Source organism: Vibrio sp. G-C-1, from assembly GCF_021728015.1.
Classification (GTDB): domain Bacteria; phylum Pseudomonadota; class Gammaproteobacteria; order Enterobacterales; family Vibrionaceae; genus Vibrio; species Vibrio splendidus.
The window spans coordinates 487,508-506,673 of sequence record NZ_JAKKCR010000002.1; the positions used below are offsets into that span (position 1 = coordinate 487,508).

Sequence of the window (19,166 nt, forward strand, 5' to 3'; positions counted from 1 at the left end):
TCGTCCTATATATTGAGTGCCTTCACACCGTTAATCTTTTCATCTTATTAACCTTATCACTTACGTAATTACTTCAGTCTGAAATCAGGCGAGGCAGAGCAGCATATGGATATCACCAACATTATCGAGCCCGAGATTATCTGTTTGGATTTACAAGCAGACTCAAAACAGGCGGTATTTGAAGAGCTTGTTGAACTGCTCGACCGTGCCGGTAAGCTCTCCAATAAACGTGAATTCCTTGATGATATCTGGAAGCGTGAAGCCATCGGTAATACAGGTTTTGACGATGGTATTGCGATTCCACACGCGAAAAGTACTGCCGTAGCTAAACCTGCTGTGGCGGTAGGTATCAGCAGGTCTGGTATCGATTATGGTGCAGACGGCGGCGAACTGTCGGACGTGTTCTTCATGCTCGCTTCGCCAGACAACCACGACGACCACCATATCGAGGTACTAGCTCAGATTTCGACCAGACTTATCGAAGATGGCTTTGTTACAAAATTAAAGGCGGTGGAGTCGGTCGAGGAAGCTCAAGAGCTATTTCTCGAAGCCAATTTAGAATCGTTCGATAGTTACGCCTCTAGCCATCATGAAGTGTATGTCGAACCACTAAGCCCTTGGGCACAATCTCTTAATCGTCTTAAAGAACACTTGTTATACGGCACCTCACACATGATTCCATTCGTGGTCGCGGGTGGTGTGCTTTTGTCTTTGTCGGTAATGATGTCGGGTCATGGCGCAGTGCCTGAGAGTGGCGTTTTGGCTGACATCGCACAAATGGGCATCGCAGGGTTAACCCTGTTTACCGCCGTGCTGGGTGGTTACATCGCGTATTCAATGGCCGACAAACCGGGTTTAGCACCGGGCATGATTGGTTCTTGGGTGGCGGTGAATCAATACAACACCGGCTTTCTTGGCGCGATTGTGGTCGGCTTCTTTGCTGGCTTTGTGGTGAATCTGCTCAAGAAGATCAAACTGCCAGACAGCATGATCTCGTTGAGCTCTATCTTCATCTATCCACTCGTCGGCACCTTCGTCACTTGTGGCGCTGTGATGTGGGTGATTGGCTCTCCGATAGCCCAAGTAATGCTTGAGATGAACCAAATGCTGACGGGTATGGCGGGCTCCGGAAAAATGGTGCTCGGTAGTATTTTAGGCGCGATGACAGCCTTTGATATGGGTGGCCCAATCAACAAGGTCGCTACACTGTTTGCTCAAACGCAGGTGAATACCCAACCTTGGCTGATGGGTGGTGTGGGAATTGCGATTTGTACGCCACCATTGGGTATGGCATTGGCGACTTTCCTATCGCCGAAGAAGTTTAAACGCGACGAACGCGAAGCTGGAAAAGCAGCAGGGATCATGGGAATGATCGGCATTAGTGAAGGTGCGATTCCATTTGCAGCAGCCGACCCTGCACGTGTTCTGCCTGCGGTTGTTGCTGGTGGTATTGTCGGGAACGTGGTCGGCTTTATGTTCCATGTAGTGAATCATGCACCATGGGGCGGCTGGATTGTGTTGCCTGTGGTTGATGGCAAGATTGGCTATATCGTCGGCACACTGGCAGGGGCTCTTACCACGGCTTTAATTGTGATACTGCTGAAAAAGAACGTGGTCGAAGGCGAAGCGAATTCTAATCAGTTCACGGGAGGCTCAGTAACGGAAGAAGGGCAAGCGGAGGTATTGGCGATCACTTCTTGTCCGTCAGGCGTTGCCCACACTTTCTTAGCAGCGAAATCCTTAGAAAAGGCGGCGCATCATCTTGGGGTTCGGATTAAAGTCGAAACGCAGGGTGCCAACGGAATAGGCAATCGTATCACGCAGAAAGATATTGAAAGGGCGAGGCTGGTGATCTTTGCTCACGACGTGGCGATTAAAGAAGTAGAACGCTTTGCGAACGTGAAAACCTTAGATGTCAGTACTAAGGAAGCGATGCTTAATGCACAAGCGTTGATCATGAGAAAGGTGTAATCCTTAAACCGCAAAGTTTATCATCTATAAAGTTAACTAGATCAAAACTAAAAAGACTCCGCTCAGACCTGTTAAGGCGAAAGTGGAGTCTTTTTGTATTGTTCCCAATCTATAAGGTCAGACGCTAAAAAGGGTGGTACTTAAATACGTCTTCAACCATTGAGTTGAGCAAATCGATATCGTCACAGGTTTTGGCGTAAGTACGCAGGCCTGCGATCTGAACCTGAACATGACGAGCAAGTTGAGTCGGCTCGCGCTCTTTGCTGATCTCACCCAATTCTTGTGATTCTGCAATCAGCTTGGCGAATTCACCTTCCATTATCTTGAGTGACTTCTTCGCTTCTGCTAATAACTCTGCGTGCTCATCAGTCAGTTCAGCGACCGTTTTAGCCAGCATACACATGCCATTTGGCGAACTTTGTTTTGATTCGACAACCGCACGTTTTACGAAATTTTCGAGCGCTTTGATTGGAGAATCCGTTTCGCTGCGGAAGCGGTTCAGATTAAGGATGCCAAGTTCGGTATAGCGAGCCAATGTTTCTTTAAACAAGCCTTCTTTGCTACCAAAAGTCGCGTAGATGCTGCCCGGACGCATATCAATCACGTCTTGCAGGTTACGCATAGAAGTCGCATGAAAGCCCTTTTCCCAATACAGGTTCGTTGCTTTATCTACTACATCTTGTCTATCGAACTTCGCTGTCTTGGCCATAACATCTACTTCATTAATCTGAACATATGTTCAATATTTTATGCTGAACGCCCGTTCTAGTAAAGGTGTGTTTATTGTCGCTCAAACCAAGGTAAACCAATATGGATGAAATCCCCATTAATTGGTTGAAACTCATTGATTAAATGGCTTTGCGCTCAAGTTCTTATTTGTCTATTTGCTTTCTCACCACAGAGCGAACGTGATCGGTTTCTAATGTACCACCACACAGCGTTTGGTGAGTGAGCAGTCCGATAAGAATGGAGAACAGCGGTAGCGCGTTCTTTTCATCAACGTATCGAGCAATCAATTGCTGATACTTTTCGTTGGCAATGGCCATGCTCGGATCCTGGGCGACAGCGTCCTGACCGATCACATCAATGTAATCAAAAACTAATTTCATTTCTTGGAAGTGACGCGACTCTATCGCTTGGAAGATCTGAACGAAGTTTTCAATTTTCTGTTCTGTAGTTGCCTCAACTGCAAGTGGCAGTTCTGCGAGGTTTCCACCATCGTGTCGCACAATGGCTTCGGTTGCTGCCTTAAATAGTTCGTCTTTACTTTTGTAATAGTGATAGACCGCACTCTTGCTCATGTTGAGATGTGAGCAGAGTTGTCTCATTCCCAACTCTTTATAACCAAACTCCAAAAACACACCAGCGGCTTTCAGTGCGATCTCTTCGCGTCTTTGGTCATGATCGACGATCTTTGGCATGAGTCTTCCTCGGAATTCAATAGTTGAAGGTTCAGTCAATTTAGGCATCATCAATAGCTTAATGTAGCTGATGAATGTCATCTTAGTTTAAATTAGTCCAAGTGGTCAAAAATAATTCTTTACAGTGGTTAAACTTTGATCTAATTTTAAAAGACCAAGTGTTCCAAATAAAAATGAGACGACTATTCGAGGTAACTATGAGAATTGATTGGAACCTACCCTCATTCAGAGCGGGCTTCTTAGGCGGACTTGATAAGTTTATTGGCCCCGGTGCCACATCAGCAGAGAAGAACCTGCAACTGTACATTCCGTTCATAGCGGGTGCGCTTATTGCAGCTTATGCTAATCACGCAGAGTTGGGCTGGTCTTGGGGTCAATACTTGGCAGCGGTTTTGTTAACGATTGATATGCTAGGTGGCGTGATCACCAATGCGACATCAAGCGCTAAACGTTGGTTTCACAGAGAAGGGGAAGGCTTTGAGCAACACATGACCTTTATCGCTATTCACTTCATTCAGTTAACGGTATTCAGTTGGCTGTTCTTGGATTTAAATCTAATGTGGGTAGCAGTGACGGGTGGCTACATGATGTTGGCGTGTGCCTTGGTACTGAAAACCGAGCTTTACCTTCAGCGCCCAGTTGCTTTGACTCTATACACGCTTAGCTTAATCATATCGCTTTATGTCGTCGAATCACCTGTCGGCTTAGAGTGGTTCTTACCAGTGTTTTATCTAAAGCTATTGATCAGCCATATTCTACGAGAAGAACCTTATCGTCCGGAAAACGAAGCTATCTAATCAATGAGGCTATCTATAAATGAACGTAACGAATGAGCTCAAAAGCCGAATTTTGCTGGCAGGGGCGACAGGATACTTAGGTCGTCATCTTATTGAAGCGCTCCAAGCGTGTGATGCTGATTTCAAAGCGCAGGCTCGCAGTGCTGACAAATTGAAGGATCTCGGCCTAAACGACTCTCAAATTCAAATCGCACAAGTGACCGATTCCTATAGCCTAAAAGGTTGCTGCGATGGAGTGGATATCGTCATCTCTTGTGTTGGAATCACACGTCAGAAAGAGGGACTGAGTTACATGGATGTCGACTATCAAGCCAACCTAAACCTATTGGAAGAAGCTGAACGAGCAGGCGTTAAAAAGTTTGTTTATGTCTCGGCGTTTAGGGCCAATGTCATCAAAAGTGTTCGCTTACTCGAGGCCAAAGAACGGTTTGCATGCCGCTTATTGGTATCTGAACAGTTAGCACCTTGTGTGGTTCGTCCCAATGGATTTTTTGCAGATATCGAAGAGTTCTACAACATGGCTCAGTCGGGAAGGGTGTACTTGTTTGGTTCGGGTGATGTGCGTTTGAATCCGATTCATGGCGCAGATTTGGCAGACTTTATTTTGGCATCATTGCCTAATGCCGAAAAAGAATTGGATGTGGGCGGTCCTGATGCCCTTAGTGCTACACAAATCGCAGCACTTGCGTTTCAGTCTCAGGGTAAAATGACGCGGATCACTTACATTCCCGATTGCGTGAGAAAGTTGGCTCTAAGCGTGATAAGACGACTACCGGAAAATCGAGTTGGGCCTGCGGAGTTTTTCTTGAGTGCAATGGAAGGGGATGCCGTTGCACCTTGTGTAGGAAAGCATCACTTAAGTGATCACTTTTCCCAGCTTAATAAGGAGTCCAATAAAGGTTAGTGATCGACTACTTCTACGGTTTTATGTTGCGCGCCGTAATAGGTGCCTTCATCGATGGTATACATCAAGGTTTCTTGGCACTCTGGGCAATCGAATTCTTCATTCGGTTCGATAGCGGCTTCTTCTACCCATTCCCATCCGATATGTTCTTCGCAAGCGGGGCATTCCATAAAATATCTCTCATTTGTTGTCGCATATTTATTGCGAATCTCTACTTTAACAACTCGGCATTATACATATTTAGTTAACGAGGAATAGACAGTTAATTGGCGAAGAATAGGGAGTTGGTTAGCGGTGAATTAATAGCTAGCGAGTGTTGAATCTATAGTTATTTCTGAATATACAGCTGTCTGTGAGCACATAATTGGTGCAGGTCTACCCCTTTTGGATCATAAAAAACATGTCAATTTTCAGTCGCTTACGTCAATAATATGTTGTTGCACGTTTTTTTCGTTCACTAAAGTTGCATAGCTAACAGTTTTATCGATAAACCAATGTATTTTATAAGGTTAAATGTTACTTTTACCGCCTACCGATCTGCGTGGCACGGTAATTGAAATGCATTGATTAAGTTGAATAATTATACGGTCACCATTGAGTCGCATTCGCTAGAAATGTGCCTAGTGAGATGATCGAGAAAGATTTGTTAGCCGCTAGGGAAATAAAAATGAATTTAACCGATATGTCTTTTAAGCAAAAAATCATCGCTTTGCTTACTTTACCGATCTTAGGGTTTTTATGGCTTAGTGTTTCTGCGATATCCAAAGGCGTAGAAACCACCAGTGAAATGTCTTCATTGAATCAACTGACACGCTTGTCGGTTGTATACAGTGAATTGGTGCATGAGTTGCAGAAAGAGCGCGGAATGACGGCTGGTTTTATCGGCTCACAGGGTACTAAGTTTGTTAGTGAGCTACGAGCACAAAGAACCAGTGCGGATAACAGACGCAATCAGAGAACCGAATACTGGCAGTCTGCAGAAATCGACTTGCCGCAAATCTCTCGTTTGAATACTGAAATTAGCCAAAGCCTCAATCAAATTACTTCAATTCGTAATCGCGTCGATTCTCAGTCGATCCCGCTTTCTGAAGCTTTGGGTTACTACACCAAACTTAACGCAAAGCTACTTAGCGTATCAGCCTTAATCGCTGAGCTAAGTTCTGACGCCACCATCACGACTGAAACCATCGCTTATTATAACTTCCTTCAAGGTAAAGAGCGTGCGGGTATCGAACGTGCGGTCCTTAACAACACTTTTTCCAAAAATGAATTTGGCCCAGGTATGCTGGTTAAATTCATCTCTTTGGTGACCGAGCAAAATACCTATTTCTCGAACTTTGAAGTACTGGGTAACCCAGACAATGTTCGCTTTTTTGAACAACAATTGAATGACCGCTCGGTCGCGGAAGTCGAGAAGCTTCGTGATGTGGCTGAATCGAAAATGAGCGGATTTGATGTCGACCCTGTGTACTGGTTCGCGCAATCAACGGCGCGCATTGTTCAGCTGAAAAAGACAGAGAACCAACTGGCAGACTCTCTTATTGCATTGACTGATCAGAAAACTCAGCAAGCTCAATCAGCAATGATGGGCAGTATCACGATGTTTGTTGTGATCACCCTGTTTGCGACCTTTATTAGCTTTAAAGCCATTACAGATTTAACAACTCGAGTTAAAGATCTAACGCGTGTACTTTCTAAAGTCCGTCATGACAATGATCTAACCGTTCGTGCGACTTACGAAGGTAACAGCGAATTGGGTCAAATTTCGTCATCGCTTAATGAAACACTAGAGAAGTTCTCTGGGGTTATTGATAGCTTGTCTCAATCTAGCCTAACACTCGCTTCAGCAGCCGAAGAGACAGCGCAAACTTGCCAATATAACTCTAATACTTTGGTTGAGCAGCAAGACCAAATCGGCTTGATTGCAACAGCGACAGAAGAGCTTTCGGCAACGGTGAGCGAAGTTGCGGCTAAAACACAGCAAACAGCAAGTTCAGCTAAACTGGCTGACGAGCAATCACAAGCAGGCTTGAGCACGGTTCAGCACTCTTACCAATCGATTGAGACCTTGGCTTCTGAGATTAACGGCCTCGCTGAAAAAATCACTCATCTACACGAAAGTAGCAATAACATTAACAGCGTGATTGATGTGATTAAGTCGGTTGCTGACCAAACCAACTTACTCGCACTAAACGCGGCGATCGAAGCGGCTCGTGCAGGTGAACAAGGTCGTGGCTTTGCCGTCGTTGCCGATGAAGTTCGTACTCTGGCACAACGTACTCAAGAGTCTACTTTGGAAATTGAAGGCTTCATTAGCTCTCTACAATCAGACGTGCAAACCGCGTTTAACGTGATTGATAACAGCAAGAAGATGTCTTCAAGAGCGGTTGAAGATTCACGAGGAGTAGAGCAGACACTGCAAGATATTTCAGGTGCTGTGAGCGAAATATTCAGCATGACAGAGCAGATCGCAACTGCGACCGAAGAGCAAGCGGTCGTCACTCAGGATATCGCTCAGAACGTTGTGGCGGTAGAGCAGAAGTCGACAGAATCTACGACGGGTGCAACGCAAATTGCGGCGACAGCCAAAGAGCAAGCTGAACTGGCAACATCACTGAAAGAGCTTTCGAATACGTTTAAGAGTTAGCTGCTTAGAGCTAGAAGCTTTCTATCTTATATAAAAATGTCCCGCCTAGTGCGGGACATTTTTTTAAGAGTTGAAACGACCAGTAGAGTCGCTTAGAGCTCGAATAGTACATCTGTGCGAATAATGTATTTCGTCCCAGAAAGTATCGGCGCAGAACCGTGAATACAATGGGCGGGGTGCGTACCGTGAGGAAAACAAAGCACGCTGCCGCTTGGTGTTCTAACCGATTCTATATTCGCGTTCTCCTGATGATGCCCTTGACGACGAGCAGGCTTACTCGGGTCATTACGGTTAACCATAAATTGGGTTTCGCCACCAACGAAGTCATCACTCAATAGAATCAAGAAGGTATACATGCTCCAACGGTCACCATACGCGTCATCGACTAACTGTTCATTCACCACCTGACTGCCAGGCCATGATCCATCGGTGTGCATCTTAAAGAAATCCCCTTCGTCGTAACGATAAAAGCGGAAACGACCGTTAATACCCAGAGGTTTCACACCAGCAAAGTGATTGTACTTATCGACGAAATGATCTTGGCAACGCTTCCAAATGACGTCAAGAGTTTCAGTATCTGCGATCAAGTTGAGATTCTGATTGTGGCGAACTTCTCTTGGTAGAGACACGGCAGCATCTTCTGTAAATCCAAGCTTGTTGGCTTCATCCAGTATGCGCTGAACTTCTTCGGGAAGCAGCACATCTCGCAACTGGAAAGCACCGGGAACCTTGTCTACTTCAACGCGTGATATCGCGTTAACGTTCTTATCAAGTGCAAATGGGTTTGCAGATTTTGGTGCCCAAACAGGAAGGTCACTGCGCTGGGTACCTGACTCGCGTCGAACGACATAAAAATTTTCATTGTTATTCATTATCAACCTCTATCTTGAAACCACTTTTACTTGTGCAAACTGACGGTGCCCGTCAACCGAGCCGTGGTAACCAAGGCCACTCTGTTTCGCACCAACCCATGGAGCATCACCACTGCCGCCTTGTCCTTGATTAATGCCAACCATGCCAGCGTCAAGTTCGTCAGCAACGTCATTGACGCCTTGGTTTCCAAAGACCACAGCACCTAGGCCGTACTCACTGGCGTTGGCTCGCTCAATCGCACCTTCAATGTCGGAATAGCGACTGATCGAGACAACTGGACCGAAAGTCTCTTCTGTTTCCAGTTTCATTTCTGCTGTCATTCCGGTGATTACTGTAGGGCGGATATAACGCTCGGGTTGCTCAGAACCGCCTAAAAGAAAAGTGGCTCCTTTCTGTTTTGCGTCTTTTAGCTGGTCGACAATCTTGCCATGTTGTGTCGCGTTGATGATTGGCCCGATATTGACGTTCGGCATATCCCACGGGCCAATCTGGTACATGTTGGCGATCTCGGTGACACGTTGTTCAAATTTTTCAGCGATACGATCATCAACATAGATACGTTCAATCGAAGTACACATTTGCCCTGAGTTCTCAAAGCTGCCTGCGACGGCAAAGCGAGCGGCCTGTTCTAGGTTGGCATCTCGCATCACAATCATTGGGTCTTTGCCACCTAGCTCCATGACCAAGCGTTTTACCTTGCTCGCTGCACGTCGCATGATGTCTTGGCCTGTTGCTTTTGAGCCAGTGAACGCGATCATTTGGATGTCGCCTTCGACTAATGCTTTGCCTGTTTCACCATCACCTTGCATCACGGTCAAGACATTCTCTGGTAAGTACTTTTGCAGTTCACCAAAGAATGCTTCAGCGATGAGAGGGGTCTCTTCTGAAGGTTTTAGAATCACGCTATTGCCGGCGACCAGTGCTGGCACAATGAGGTTGTTTGCCATCATCACCGGGTAGTTCCAAGGAGATATAACTCCGACAACACCTAGTGGACGGTATTGAAGTTCTGTTGAGCCGGATAATTTTCGAGTGTTGAGTGCACGTTGAGCATCTTTTGCATAGTGCTGACCCATGTAGATCGCACCGGTTGCTTCTCCGGTCGCGCGACGAATGTCTTTACCCATTTCACGAGCAAGTAACTGTGAGAGGGACTCTTCGTACTTATCTAGTTGTTGATAGGCTTTGATAATGGTCAGCACTCGCTCGTTCATCGAAAGTTTGCGCCATGCTTTTTGTGCTGCTTTTGCTTTGTGGATGGTTTGAGTTACTTCTTCAGCCGAAGTGTGGTTTACCTCGCCAAGGAGTTCACCGTTACTTGGGTCAAAGGATTGAATGGACTTGCTCATGTTTGTCGGCTCCGCTGCATTTTTAGTATCGGCATTATTATTATTGAATAGTGTGATAACTAGATATCTAAAAATCTCGATATGTTAATTTTTAAAAATGATATTCTTCATAAAGGATGGCGTGATTCCATCCAGTTTTCATCTTGCTATCTAACTGCTGTTCTGTTGATTTTTGTTCTTTTCAACTACAGGGAATCAGACAGCGCTTTCAGGAATTTCTCGATGTATTCGTCATTACGCTTGTAGTAAGTCCACGAGCCAATGCGTTTTGATGTCACTAACTTCGCACGCTGCAGGTTCGAGAGGTAAGAAGAAACGGTAGATTGAGATAAGCCACTCTTCTCCTGAATAATGCTAACGCATACCCCCTCAACATCGGTATCAACGAGTTGTTTCTCTAAGTTAAAGTGCTCTTGAGGCGACTTAAGCCAATGAAGAATATCTCTGCGTACAGGGTTGTTGATGGATTTTAAAATTTCGTTCACGTCTGACATGGTGTTTGACTGCTATTTCCGATTTAAGTGAAATATACCCTTGAAACTAAGATATCGCAATATGTCGATATCTATTTTCGGTGTCTGCCAATCTGGCGTTACGGTGTCTGCCAATCCGACGTTGCGGGATCTGAGTATCGATTTGTTTTGGTAAAGCTTGTTCGCTATTAACTAATGAACAATCCCCAAGTTACTCGCTCAAAGCAAAGTAACTTAGGGATAAGGCTCAATTTTAGGCGTCTACTGACATCTCTATAAGCGTATCTTTCTGGTTTAACTTTGAGACTAAAGCGCTTGTCCGTTAACCGACAATTTCACATCAATGTTGCCACGAACCGCGTTTGAGTAAGGGCAAACTTGGTGCGCCGTTTTCACAAGCGTAACAGCTTGTTCTTGCTCTAGATCCAGTTCAATCGATAGAGCAACAGTTAAAGCAAAGCCACCGTTTTCATTTGGTCCGATACCCACTGTTGCAGTGGTTGGCGCCGATACGATTTTAATTTTCATCTCTTTCGCAACGTGAAGTAGAGCATTTGAGAAACACGCAGAGTAGCCCGCAGCAAACAGTTGCTCAGGGTTGGTCGCTTCACCTGTTCCGCCCATCTCTTTAGGGTAGCTCAACGCCACTGAAAGCAGATTGTCATCAGTAGAAACTTGGCCGTTACGACCCGCCGTTGCTGTTGCAGAAGTTGTGTAGAGTGTTGTCATTGTTTTCGTCCTTAATTATGATTTTGTACAATTAAATTGTGTGCAACTTAATTTTAAAGCTAGCTTAATTGATAAAATTTGAGCGCGCAAGTATATTGTGCACAATTTAAATTATTGGTGAGGCGATCATGAGCGACCAAGATGACTATCTAAAGCTGGATAATCAGGTGTGTTTCGCGCTGTATAGTGCGTCGAATGCAATGAGTAGAGCGTATCAACCTTTGCTGAAAGCACTTGATCTTACTTACTTGCAATACATTGTGATGATGGTGCTTTGGGAAGCAAAAGAGATAAATGTCAAAGCGCTAGGCGCAAAAACGCATTTAGATTCAGGCACCTTGACGCCACTACTCAAGCGTTTGGAAGTGAAAGGTTATGTGCTTAGAACTCGCAGTATTGAAGATGAGCGAGTTCGAGTGATCACGTTGACACCTTCAGGGGTAGAGCTCAAAGAGCAAGCGCAGACCGTGCCGATTGAAATGCTGTGTCTTTCTAAGATGGATGAAGATGAGCTTAAATCGCTAAAAGCACAGTGTGAGCAATTGCTTGGTAATTTGACCAAGTGAGAAAGCCCTTTTAGCTCTCGGCAATGATAATAAGAAAACGAAAAAGCCCGTTACTCCTACTGTTAATTAGTTACGATTGCTAATTCAAGTAAGACTAACGGGCTTTTTGTATCTGCTGTCTTCTAAATGACAACAGATAGTCTATTCAATTGGGATTTACCCCATAAACCAAGATACGAAAATCAAAGCCCCAAAGCCGAATGTTGCCATTAGTGCTGTGTCGCCACCGGCTGCAGTATAGCTGCCTTCGGTTTGTAGGTGAGGGAAGTCAGGTCTACGAACCTTAACCACCATTGCAAGTGGTCCCCAGATAGCTAGGAACACCAATACCATCCCTGCGTAATCCAGCATGCTGACGAACTGGCTAGCGAACAGCTCTGCTAATGCCAAAGGTAAGATGAAGGTCAACGCATAAGCCAACGCTTTGTTGTTGGTGACGGCATCTTTGTTTTGGTCGTAAAGCGCCATCGACACGCCGAGGAAAGAAGTCACCAAGGCCAGAGCAGAGAACAGAGCAATCACCACTTTCAACCAAGCAGATTGGCCGCTGAACGCAGAGATCAACTCAGAGATATTGTGGAACTGACTGATCGCGTCTGTGCCAAGGTTACCGATAATAGCGAACAACCAAGTGAGGTAGCAAATTAATGGAATCACTGAACCAAGCAGAATCATATTGCGGATCTGTTTTTGAGTCGCTTCACGGTTGTAGATAACCAGTGACGGGATCACCACCATAGAGGCAAAACTGGTAAAGATAACCGCGCTGTATTGCACCACATCATTAGCGGTGTATTTGCTGGTTTGAGTCAGGTAATCAAGACGAATATTACTAAACAAAGAGGCAATAACAATCAGCAGCATCACCACCATCATGATGAATAAACCACGATTTAATTTGTCGATATACGACTTACCCGCCACCACAATCACACCCATCAATAGGCTGAAAATGGTATAGGCAACCGATGTAGACACATCGACGCCAACGTCGAGCAGTAGCTTGTGAATGATGTCACCGACACCCAATATATAAGCGATCAGCATGCATACCAGCAACAGGTAAAAGAGTGCATTGATAAAGTGTTTACCTTTACTGCCAAGCGTTAAGTAAGCAACGCTGCTCATGCCACTGTTGTCTTTCGTTTTTGTACACGCTTCCGCTAGTAGAAGCGCAGAGTAGGTGGTGCCGATAAAGATAAGTAGCATCAGTACTGAGCTGATCATGAAACCAAATTGAGCCAATACCATCGGAATGGCCAGCATGCCTGCACCTAATGCAGTCCCTGAAAGGATTAGGGAACTGCCGAATAATTTCATATTCAAGAAAACAACCTCGAAGTATCCAAATAATTTTTAGTTGGATTGTAAATATTTGTTGCCAAGACTAACAAATTACTCAGTAAAGTTAGGGGTTAATTTCTAATAAATTTTGAATTTTTCTAAAAAAGTTACGAAGCAATTTGCGAGGAGTATGGTTGGGTGAATTAGGTGTTCAGAAGGTGAATTGTTTTAGCCTTTTGATAACCTTTGTAAATTAATCGACGTTCAATAACTCGCACTGCACCTCTGATTAAGAGATGCCTTTATTTCAGCAAAACTCAGTCCAAATCTTGCTTATTTAGTGAACCTCTGTCGGATTTTTATATCTAGCACACTCTATTTGATGAGCCCCAATCAATAGACTTCTTGAGAGAGCATGGGGGTTTGTCGTAAATGGAAAGACCTGTTGTCGTAGATGCCACTCGGTAGTTTTGCATTTCGCTCTTATTATCCTCACACCAATTATGTGGGGGTGTTATGTATCGTTTTCTATTTTGTAGTTTCGCACTTGTGCTTTTGTATCCAACGGCCATTGATCTGTATTTGGTTGGGTTACCTCAAATCGCCGCGGACTTAAATGCTTCTGAGGCTCAGCTCCATGCCGCGTTTTCTATCTATCTGGCCGGTATGGCAACGACTATGTTGTTCGCGGGTAAATTTGCCGATAGCGTCGGGAGGAAGCCCGTTGCCATTTTCGGTGCAATTGTTTTTACTCTCTCGTCGACCTTGGGCGGGGTGGTGAGCAGTGCTGAGCCGTTTCTTATTGTGCGTTTTTTCCAAGGTGTTGGTGCTGGATCTTGTTATGTGGTGGCGTTCGCCATCTTACGAGATGTCTTAGACGATAAAAGGCGTGCCAAGGTGCTGTCGATGTTGAATGGCATTACTTGCATCGTTCCGGTACTCGCGCCTGTGATTGGTCATCTAATCATGACTGTTTATCCATGGCCGAGTTTGTTCACGACCATGGCGGGCATGGGTGTAGTGGTGTGCTTATTGTCGGTGCTCGTGCTAAAAGAGACTAAGTTCAACATCAAAGATAATGGGTTAGCCAAAGCCTCTCTCTCTGAGAAATCGCGCTTACCTGAGAAACCTGTAACCCTTCATTTGACTTCAATCGAAACGTTTAAAGAGCCGTTGTTTATTAGCCGAGTGATCATGACCAGTTTCGGCGTGACCACAATTCTCACTTATGTGAATGTCTCTCCACTGTTGATTATGACAGAGCTTGGCTTCGATAGAGGTCAGTACTCTTACACCATGGCATTAACCGCCTTGGTGAGCATGTTGGTGTCATTTTCAGCCCCATTTGCATTGAATGTGTTTAAGCAGAAAAGCTTAATGCTGACCTCTCAAACGTGCTTCATTGTGGCTGCTATTTTGCTAATAGCCTCGATGGATGGTGGATTAGGACATTACGTGACATTAATAGGCTTCGCTTTCGTGTGTGGCGGATTCTCGTTAGGCTTTGGTGTCGCGATGAGCCAAGCATTGAGCAGTTATTCGCAGCGGGCAGGTGTGGCTAGTTCGATTCTTGGTGTTTCTCAAATATGTACGTCGGCATTGTTTATCTGGTTTATGGGCATTATTGGACTAAGTGCATTGAATATGTTGGCATTTATATTAGCTGTTGGTGGAGTTATCAGTATTGCTCTAATACTATGGGTAGGTCCCTCTCAAGTTAAAAGTGATTATGAAGAAGCCACTAGCCCGTCTTGATCTGAACCTGTTGTTCACTCTGCAATTGCTGCTGCAGGAGCAGAGTGTTTCAAAAGCTGCGAAAAAGCTGAACGTCACGCCTTCTACGGTGAGTAAATCACTGACCAAGCTTAGAGATTGGTTTGATGATCCTTTGTTTGTGAAAACGCCAAGGGGATTAACGCCAACGCCACTTGCACTGAGCATGGTAAAAGATCTTCAAGACTGGCTGCAGATTGGAAGCCAAATACTGACGACTCGTGGTGACGAAGCGCCAAAAGATGTGCGTTTGAATCTAGAGGCAGAGTCTCCTTTATCTCTGATCATGCTTAACGAGTTGACGCAAAGCGTGTCTCAACGTTACCCCAACGCGAAAATCAAAATGCGTAACTGGGACTACGATTCGATAGATTCCATCGTACGTGGCGAATCGGATATTGGATTTTCAGGGAGAGAAAGCCATCCGCGTTCGAAAGAATCTCTAGACTCACTACCTTATTTCATCGACTTCGAGGTTCTGTTTCACGACTTGCCGGTTGTGTATTTGAGAAAAGATCATCCTGCCTTGAAAGAAGAGTGGAATCTAGAGGCTTTCCTTAAATACCCCCACATCAATATTGTGTGGGAGAAAAGTGAAACATGGGCGCTAGATGAAGTGCTTACTGACCTACAACTAGACCGAAATATCGTACTGACTTTAGCTGGTTTTGAGCAGTCGTTATTTATGACCGCTCAATCGAATCACACCATGACTACCGTTGCGCCGAATTACTGTCGACGTTACGTTGAACAACTCCACCCCAATCTTACTTGTCTACCCATCCCTTTAGATGAAGAAAATGTCAAAAAGCTGCTGATCCCGTTCACCATGATTTGGCACAAACGCAATGCCTACAATCCGATCGTTCTATGGTTAAAAGACACGCTCAGAGAGCTTTACCAATTTGAAGGGAAAAGTGTCTAACCTTGTGATGAGATTAGATGTTCTGAAGGCTTGTGCCATTAGCATCGATCGTTGATTGAAATAAGAATGCAGACTTATAAGCGAGCCCGTCAGTTGATGCCTGGTGGGTTTTCTGTTTTTAATCATTGGGTTAGGGTTAACCCCTCTGAAATAAAATCGGTTTTTTCTTAATTGTTGATTCGATAAATAGAATGAAATTGAACGAGTGTTCAAAATAACGCTTGAACGATCGTTCTAATTTGATCTATATTGTTTTCACACCAACGGAGAACAGTCATTAATTGCTCCGTGATTGAATAACTTTAGAATCATAAATTGATAGGGATAAAACAATGAGCAACTTCAAAATTCATTCAGTAGAATCAGCGCCAGAGCAAAGCCAACCTATTCTTGAAGGTGCTAAAAAGCAGATGGGCAGAGTACCGGGCTTATTTGGTGTGTTGGCTGAATCTCCAAACACACTTAAGGCTTACACTCAGCTTCATCAGGCGTTTAGTGACTCATCTTTCGATGCTGAAGAGCTGACGGTTGTTTGGCAAACCATCAACGTTGAACACGAATGCCACTACTGCGTTCCTGCGCACACAGGTATCGCACATTCAATGAAGGTTGATCCTGCAATCACCGAAGCACTTCGTAATCGCACGGCTCTACCCACTGAAAAGCTGCAAGCACTTCATGACTTTACGCTGAGCATGGTACGCAACCGCGGTAATGTACCTGAAAGCGAAATGGCAGCATTTTTCGAAGCGGGCTACGGTCAGCAACAGGTGTTAGAAGTGATTCTTGGCTTGTCTCAGAAAGTGATCAGCAACTACGTAAACCGCGTTGCCAAAACGCCAGTAGACAAAGTATTTGAACAGTTCGCTTGGCAAGGCTAATCGCCTTTAAGCAATTAAAGAATCAGAATGATGAAAGCCCCGCTCAGTTGAGTGGGGCTTTGTTGTTTGGGCTATGTGGGCCTAATCTGGTTAAGGTGTATGCTTAGCGATTATCTTCGCTAATGTCACAACCCCTTCTTTCCACTCTTTGCTCTCTTCAATGTTGGCGACAGTGAAGCGCAAGCAGTGTTTATATTGGTCATTGGTGCCAAATACTGTTCCGGGTAAGATCCCGAGTTTATGCTTCAAACAATCTTGGTAGACGGCATAACTATCGACCGACTCTGGCAACGTTATCCAGTTTAAAAAAGAGCCTTCTGGCTTCGATAAATGATAACGCCCTTCAAGATGAGGATAGCTGTCCAATGCTTGTATTAACAAGCTTTGAAACTGCTTTTGATTGGTTTGGTAGAGTCGTTTCATTTTGGATAAGTGACTGCGGTATTTGCCTGTGGTGAGGAATTGACCCACCGCGGATTGCATGAGGTTTGAACTGCCCATGTTGTCGCATAAAAGGTACTTTTCGACCAAAGGTTGGTAGCGCCCCGACAGTAACCAACCGATTCGTAAGCGTGAATCTAAGGTTTTAGACAGTGAGTTGACGTATATAACTCTATCTTGATCATCAAGTTCTTTGAGACTAGCGATTGGTGTGTCGAATGCTAAGCTACCGAACACATCGTCTTCGATAATCGGTAAAGAACCGGTGATCTCCAACAGGGCTTTTCGATTAGCCAATGGCATCCGTGATCCCGTTGGATTAGTAAAGTTTGGCGTTAGCAGTAAGGTTTTCACTTCCCATTTGTCCAACGCACTCTGTAGTGATGGGATATCAATACCGTGGCTAACGCTGCTTGGGATTTCAAGGGCTTGCAAGCCAAGTGATTCAAGTAAAAGTAGATTACCGAAATAGCACGGTGACTCGACCGCCACGATGTCACCGGGCTTGGTGAGCGCACGTAATGCCAAACTGATCGCCTGTTGTGCTCCGTGAGTAATCGCAATCTCTTTCGATCCCGCAGGCACGCCTAAATCATGGGTGATCTTTAATAATTGCTTTACTAATTGCTCGTCGCCGGGAGGTAATTGGTAATACCCAGGCAATTGAGTTTGTAATCGACTGTGGCGGCCAATCTCGGCATACAAGCTACGAATCGCAGGGTTGTTTATGTTCGGGTGCGCAGAACCTGCCAACAGTTTCAGACGACCTTTCGGGCGAGAGAGTACCGATTTGGTGACAGATAAGAGGTCCACTTTTTGAGGTTGGCTCGATGAATCCCAGCTGGTGGTATTGGGCGCTTTCACGCGATAGCCAGATTTAGGTACCGAGTAAACCCAACCCGTTGCTTCGAGTTCTTGATAGGCGCGAATCACGGTATTTTTACTCACGCCAAGCTGTTCGCTTAGTTGACGGATTGAGGGAAGACGATCGTCTGGGTGAAAGAGCCCTTTATCAATTTGAGCCTTAATATGTTGTTCGGTAGCAAGATATTTATTGCCGCTGAGTTCTGCTTCCACGTTTTTCTCCCTCGTTGCTCACTCTCAATCTGTAACCATTTAAAGTGTTATATCTGTGTCTTTATTAGTTATCTGTACCCAACTAAGGTAACAGCATTGATGAAGAGTTGACCAGAGGTTTGTAATGCTGATTAAAATGATTCCGTTCGTGTTTGTAATATTGTGGTCGTCAGGCTTTGTTGGCGCACGTCTTGGTGTGGAATATGCCGAACCCGCAACGTTACTCTCACTGAGGATGGTGGCCAATGTAGCGCTGTTCTTGGTTTTGATTGCAATCCTTAAGCGTCGTATCCCTCGTGGTCGCGCATTCTTCCACGCTTGTGTGGTTGGCATCTTGATTCATGGTTTTTATCTTGGTGGCACCTATCTGGCGATTGATATGGGTATGCCTGCCGGGTTAAGTTCTCTACTGGTTGGCTTACAACCGATTCTGACTGCCTTGATTATGATCAGCTGTACTTCACAGCGGTTTAACTTCGCACAATGGCTAGGATTAGCGCTCGGTTTTGCGGGTATTAGCTTGGTGTTGATGGGCAATATTGAATGGCAGTCAGACGACCAAAAAGGCTTGGCAACATTATTGTGTTTGGTTTCTTTGGTGGGTATTACCTGCGGCACTTTGTATCAGAAGCGCTTCTGTCAGGGGACAGATATGGTCGGCGGTGCGATGGTGCAATACTTGGCTTCTGCTGCGCTGTTTCTACCGTTCGCAATGCGTTACGAAACGATGCAAGTGAACTGGACTGTAGAATTCACGTTGACTCTAACCTGGCTGGTGGTGGTTCTGTCTTGTGTTGCCATCCTTTTGCTGCTTTACATGGTAGAGCACGGTGCATCTTCAAGTGTGGCGTCGGTGTTTTACTTGGTGCCACCGACGACAGCAATTCAAGCCTGGCTTATTTTTGGTGAGTCGTTCGACATCTATGGTGCAATGGGCTTCGCCTTGTCTGCCGCCGCGGTTTATTTGGTGGTGAGGAAGCCAGAATGGATTAAGGCTCGCAGGCGAACAGCGTTAGAGCGGTAAGCGTATTTCATCAAAACTAACTGGGTTTAAA

General features: G+C 45.1%; 18 protein-coding genes. 9 read left to right on the top strand and 9 right to left on the bottom strand.

The window, feature by feature from the left end; genetic code table 11:
- The first annotated feature begins 105 nt into the window (after positions 1 to 105).
- The gene (locus L3V36_RS05235) at positions 106 to 1,971 is read left to right on the top strand and encodes a fructose-specific PTS transporter subunit EIIC (protein ID WP_208774320.1); all 1,866 of its coding nucleotides are present in this window, start codon (positions 106 to 108) and stop codon (positions 1,969 to 1,971) included.
- 124 nt (positions 1,972 to 2,095) lie between these two features.
- Here the strand turns inward: L3V36_RS05235 and L3V36_RS05240 are convergent, their stop codons facing one another.
- Both L3V36_RS05240 and L3V36_RS05245 read right to left on the bottom strand, forming a co-directional pair.
- Positions 2,096 to 2,680, bottom strand: a complete 585-nt coding sequence (locus L3V36_RS05240; RefSeq protein ID WP_017090438.1) for a TetR/AcrR family transcriptional regulator — start codon at positions 2,678 to 2,680, stop codon at positions 2,096 to 2,098.
- Positions 2,681 to 2,843: 163 nt separating this feature from the next.
- Positions 2,844 to 3,392, bottom strand: coding sequence for a TetR/AcrR family transcriptional regulator (locus L3V36_RS05245; protein WP_029405971.1), 549 nt, complete (start codon positions 3,390 to 3,392; stop codon positions 2,844 to 2,846).
- 197 nt (positions 3,393 to 3,589) lie between these two features.
- Between L3V36_RS05245 and L3V36_RS05250 the strand changes: the two genes are divergently transcribed.
- Both L3V36_RS05250 and L3V36_RS05255 read left to right on the top strand, forming a co-directional pair.
- Complete coding sequence (locus tag L3V36_RS05250) at positions 3,590 to 4,189, top strand: hypothetical protein (protein WP_017090440.1); 600 nt, start codon at positions 3,590 to 3,592, stop codon at positions 4,187 to 4,189.
- 19 nt (positions 4,190 to 4,208) lie between these two features.
- Positions 4,209 to 5,093: an SDR family oxidoreductase gene (locus tag L3V36_RS05255; protein ID WP_208774318.1), complete on the top strand. Its 885-nt coding sequence runs from the start codon at positions 4,209 to 4,211 to the stop codon at positions 5,091 to 5,093.
- On the opposite strand, the gene L3V36_RS05260 is transcribed toward L3V36_RS05255, so the two are convergent.
- Positions 5,090 to 5,263 (bottom strand): hypothetical protein, encoded by a 174-nt coding sequence (locus L3V36_RS05260; protein ID WP_004732938.1) that lies wholly within the window; start codon positions 5,261 to 5,263, stop codon positions 5,090 to 5,092. The genes L3V36_RS05255 and L3V36_RS05260 overlap by 4 nt on opposite strands.
- Positions 5,264 to 5,760: 497 nt before the next feature.
- Between L3V36_RS05260 and L3V36_RS05265 the strand changes: the two genes are divergently transcribed.
- Positions 5,761 to 7,740 carry a methyl-accepting chemotaxis protein gene (locus tag L3V36_RS05265; protein WP_054541504.1) on the top strand — a complete coding sequence of 660 codons (1,980 nt, stop codon included), beginning with the start codon at positions 5,761 to 5,763 and terminating at the stop codon, positions 7,738 to 7,740.
- 92 nt (positions 7,741 to 7,832) lie between these two features.
- On the opposite strand, the gene L3V36_RS05270 is transcribed toward L3V36_RS05265, so the two are convergent.
- The 4 genes from L3V36_RS05270 to L3V36_RS05285 all read right to left on the bottom strand — a co-directional run bounded on the left by L3V36_RS05270 (position 7,833) and on the right by L3V36_RS05285 (position 11,164).
- On the bottom strand, positions 7,833 to 8,612 hold the full coding sequence (locus tag L3V36_RS05270; protein ID WP_102499931.1) for a 2OG-Fe(II) oxygenase: 780 nt from the start codon (positions 8,610 to 8,612) through the stop codon (positions 7,833 to 7,835).
- Between the two features lie 9 nt (positions 8,613 to 8,621).
- Entirely contained in the window at positions 8,622 to 9,962 is a 1,341-nt protein-coding gene (locus L3V36_RS05275; protein WP_208774316.1) for an aldehyde dehydrogenase family protein, read from the bottom strand.
- A gap of 185 nt (positions 9,963 to 10,147) precedes the next feature.
- The gene (locus L3V36_RS05280) at positions 10,148 to 10,456 is read right to left on the bottom strand and encodes a helix-turn-helix transcriptional regulator (protein ID WP_004732945.1); all 309 of its coding nucleotides are present in this window, start codon (positions 10,454 to 10,456) and stop codon (positions 10,148 to 10,150) included.
- A gap of 285 nt (positions 10,457 to 10,741) precedes the next feature.
- Complete coding sequence (locus L3V36_RS05285) at positions 10,742 to 11,164, bottom strand: organic hydroperoxide resistance protein (RefSeq protein WP_065681095.1); 423 nt, start codon at positions 11,162 to 11,164, stop codon at positions 10,742 to 10,744.
- 128 nt (positions 11,165 to 11,292) lie between these two features.
- On the opposite strand from L3V36_RS05285, the gene L3V36_RS05290 reads away from it, so the two are divergent.
- On the top strand, positions 11,293 to 11,730 hold the full coding sequence (locus L3V36_RS05290; RefSeq protein ID WP_102450450.1) for a MarR family transcriptional regulator: 438 nt from the start codon (positions 11,293 to 11,295) through the stop codon (positions 11,728 to 11,730).
- 156 nt (positions 11,731 to 11,886) lie between these two features.
- Here L3V36_RS05290 and L3V36_RS05295 read toward each other — a convergent pair whose 3' ends face one another.
- Positions 11,887 to 13,050: an aromatic amino acid transport family protein gene (locus L3V36_RS05295; protein WP_017087078.1), complete on the bottom strand. Its 1,164-nt coding sequence runs from the start codon at positions 13,048 to 13,050 to the stop codon at positions 11,887 to 11,889.
- A 480-nt stretch (positions 13,051 to 13,530) separates the two neighbouring features.
- Between L3V36_RS05295 and L3V36_RS05300 the strand changes: the two genes are divergently transcribed.
- The 3 genes from L3V36_RS05300 to L3V36_RS05310 all read left to right on the top strand — a co-directional run bounded on the left by L3V36_RS05300 (position 13,531) and on the right by L3V36_RS05310 (position 16,593).
- Complete coding sequence (locus L3V36_RS05300; protein WP_108161053.1) at positions 13,531 to 14,769, top strand: MFS transporter; 1,239 nt, start codon at positions 13,531 to 13,533, stop codon at positions 14,767 to 14,769.
- Entirely contained in the window at positions 14,744 to 15,712 is a 969-nt protein-coding gene (yidZ, locus tag L3V36_RS05305) for an HTH-type transcriptional regulator YidZ (RefSeq protein WP_004732954.1), read from the top strand. The genes L3V36_RS05300 and yidZ overlap by 26 nt, the downstream gene beginning before the upstream one ends.
- Positions 15,713 to 16,044: 332 nt before the next feature.
- On the top strand, positions 16,045 to 16,593 hold the full coding sequence (locus L3V36_RS05310) for a carboxymuconolactone decarboxylase family protein (RefSeq protein ID WP_004732957.1): 549 nt from the start codon (positions 16,045 to 16,047) through the stop codon (positions 16,591 to 16,593).
- Between the two features lie 90 nt (positions 16,594 to 16,683).
- Here L3V36_RS05310 and L3V36_RS05315 read toward each other — a convergent pair whose 3' ends face one another.
- Positions 16,684 to 18,111, bottom strand: coding sequence for a PLP-dependent aminotransferase family protein (locus L3V36_RS05315; protein WP_108116908.1), 1,428 nt, complete (start codon positions 18,109 to 18,111; stop codon positions 16,684 to 16,686).
- A gap of 124 nt (positions 18,112 to 18,235) precedes the next feature.
- On the opposite strand from L3V36_RS05315, the gene L3V36_RS05320 reads away from it, so the two are divergent.
- Complete coding sequence (locus tag L3V36_RS05320) at positions 18,236 to 19,135, top strand: DMT family transporter (RefSeq protein WP_102547583.1); 900 nt, start codon at positions 18,236 to 18,238, stop codon at positions 19,133 to 19,135.
- The last annotated feature ends 31 nt before the right edge of the window (positions 19,136 to 19,166 follow it).

Excerpts from the sequence above, each read along its gene's own strand:
- L3V36_RS05235 (WP_208774320.1), top strand. The coding sequence starts at position 106 with ATGGATATCACCAACATTATCGAGCCCGAGATTATCTGTTTGGATTTA.
- L3V36_RS05240 (WP_017090438.1), bottom strand. The coding sequence starts at position 2,680 with ATGGCCAAGACAGCGAAGTTCGATAGACAAGATGTAGTAGATAAAGCA.
- L3V36_RS05245 (WP_029405971.1), bottom strand. The coding sequence starts at position 3,392 with ATGCCAAAGATCGTCGATCATGACCAAAGACGCGAAGAGATCGCACTG.
- L3V36_RS05250 (WP_017090440.1), top strand. The coding sequence starts at position 3,590 with ATGAGAATTGATTGGAACCTACCCTCATTCAGAGCGGGCTTCTTAGGC.
- L3V36_RS05255 (WP_208774318.1), top strand. The coding sequence starts at position 4,209 with ATGAACGTAACGAATGAGCTCAAAAGCCGAATTTTGCTGGCAGGGGCG.
- L3V36_RS05260 (WP_004732938.1), bottom strand. The coding sequence starts at position 5,263 with ATGGAATGCCCCGCTTGCGAAGAACATATCGGATGGGAATGGGTAGAA.
- L3V36_RS05265 (WP_054541504.1), top strand. The coding sequence starts at position 5,761 with ATGAATTTAACCGATATGTCTTTTAAGCAAAAAATCATCGCTTTGCTT.
- L3V36_RS05270 (WP_102499931.1), bottom strand. The coding sequence starts at position 8,612 with ATGAATAACAATGAAAATTTTTATGTCGTTCGACGCGAGTCAGGTACC.
- L3V36_RS05275 (WP_208774316.1), bottom strand. The coding sequence starts at position 9,962 with ATGAGCAAGTCCATTCAATCCTTTGACCCAAGTAACGGTGAACTCCTT.
- L3V36_RS05280 (WP_004732945.1), bottom strand. The coding sequence starts at position 10,456 with ATGTCAGACGTGAACGAAATTTTAAAATCCATCAACAACCCTGTACGC.
- L3V36_RS05285 (WP_065681095.1), bottom strand. The coding sequence starts at position 11,164 with ATGACAACACTCTACACAACTTCTGCAACAGCAACGGCGGGTCGTAAC.
- L3V36_RS05290 (WP_102450450.1), top strand. The coding sequence starts at position 11,293 with ATGAGCGACCAAGATGACTATCTAAAGCTGGATAATCAGGTGTGTTTC.
- L3V36_RS05295 (WP_017087078.1), bottom strand. The coding sequence starts at position 13,050 with ATGAAATTATTCGGCAGTTCCCTAATCCTTTCAGGGACTGCATTAGGT.
- L3V36_RS05300 (WP_108161053.1), top strand. The coding sequence starts at position 13,531 with ATGTATCGTTTTCTATTTTGTAGTTTCGCACTTGTGCTTTTGTATCCA.
- yidZ (WP_004732954.1), top strand. The coding sequence starts at position 14,744 with ATGAAGAAGCCACTAGCCCGTCTTGATCTGAACCTGTTGTTCACTCTG.
- L3V36_RS05310 (WP_004732957.1), top strand. The coding sequence starts at position 16,045 with ATGAGCAACTTCAAAATTCATTCAGTAGAATCAGCGCCAGAGCAAAGC.
- L3V36_RS05320 (WP_102547583.1), top strand. The coding sequence starts at position 18,236 with ATGCTGATTAAAATGATTCCGTTCGTGTTTGTAATATTGTGGTCGTCA.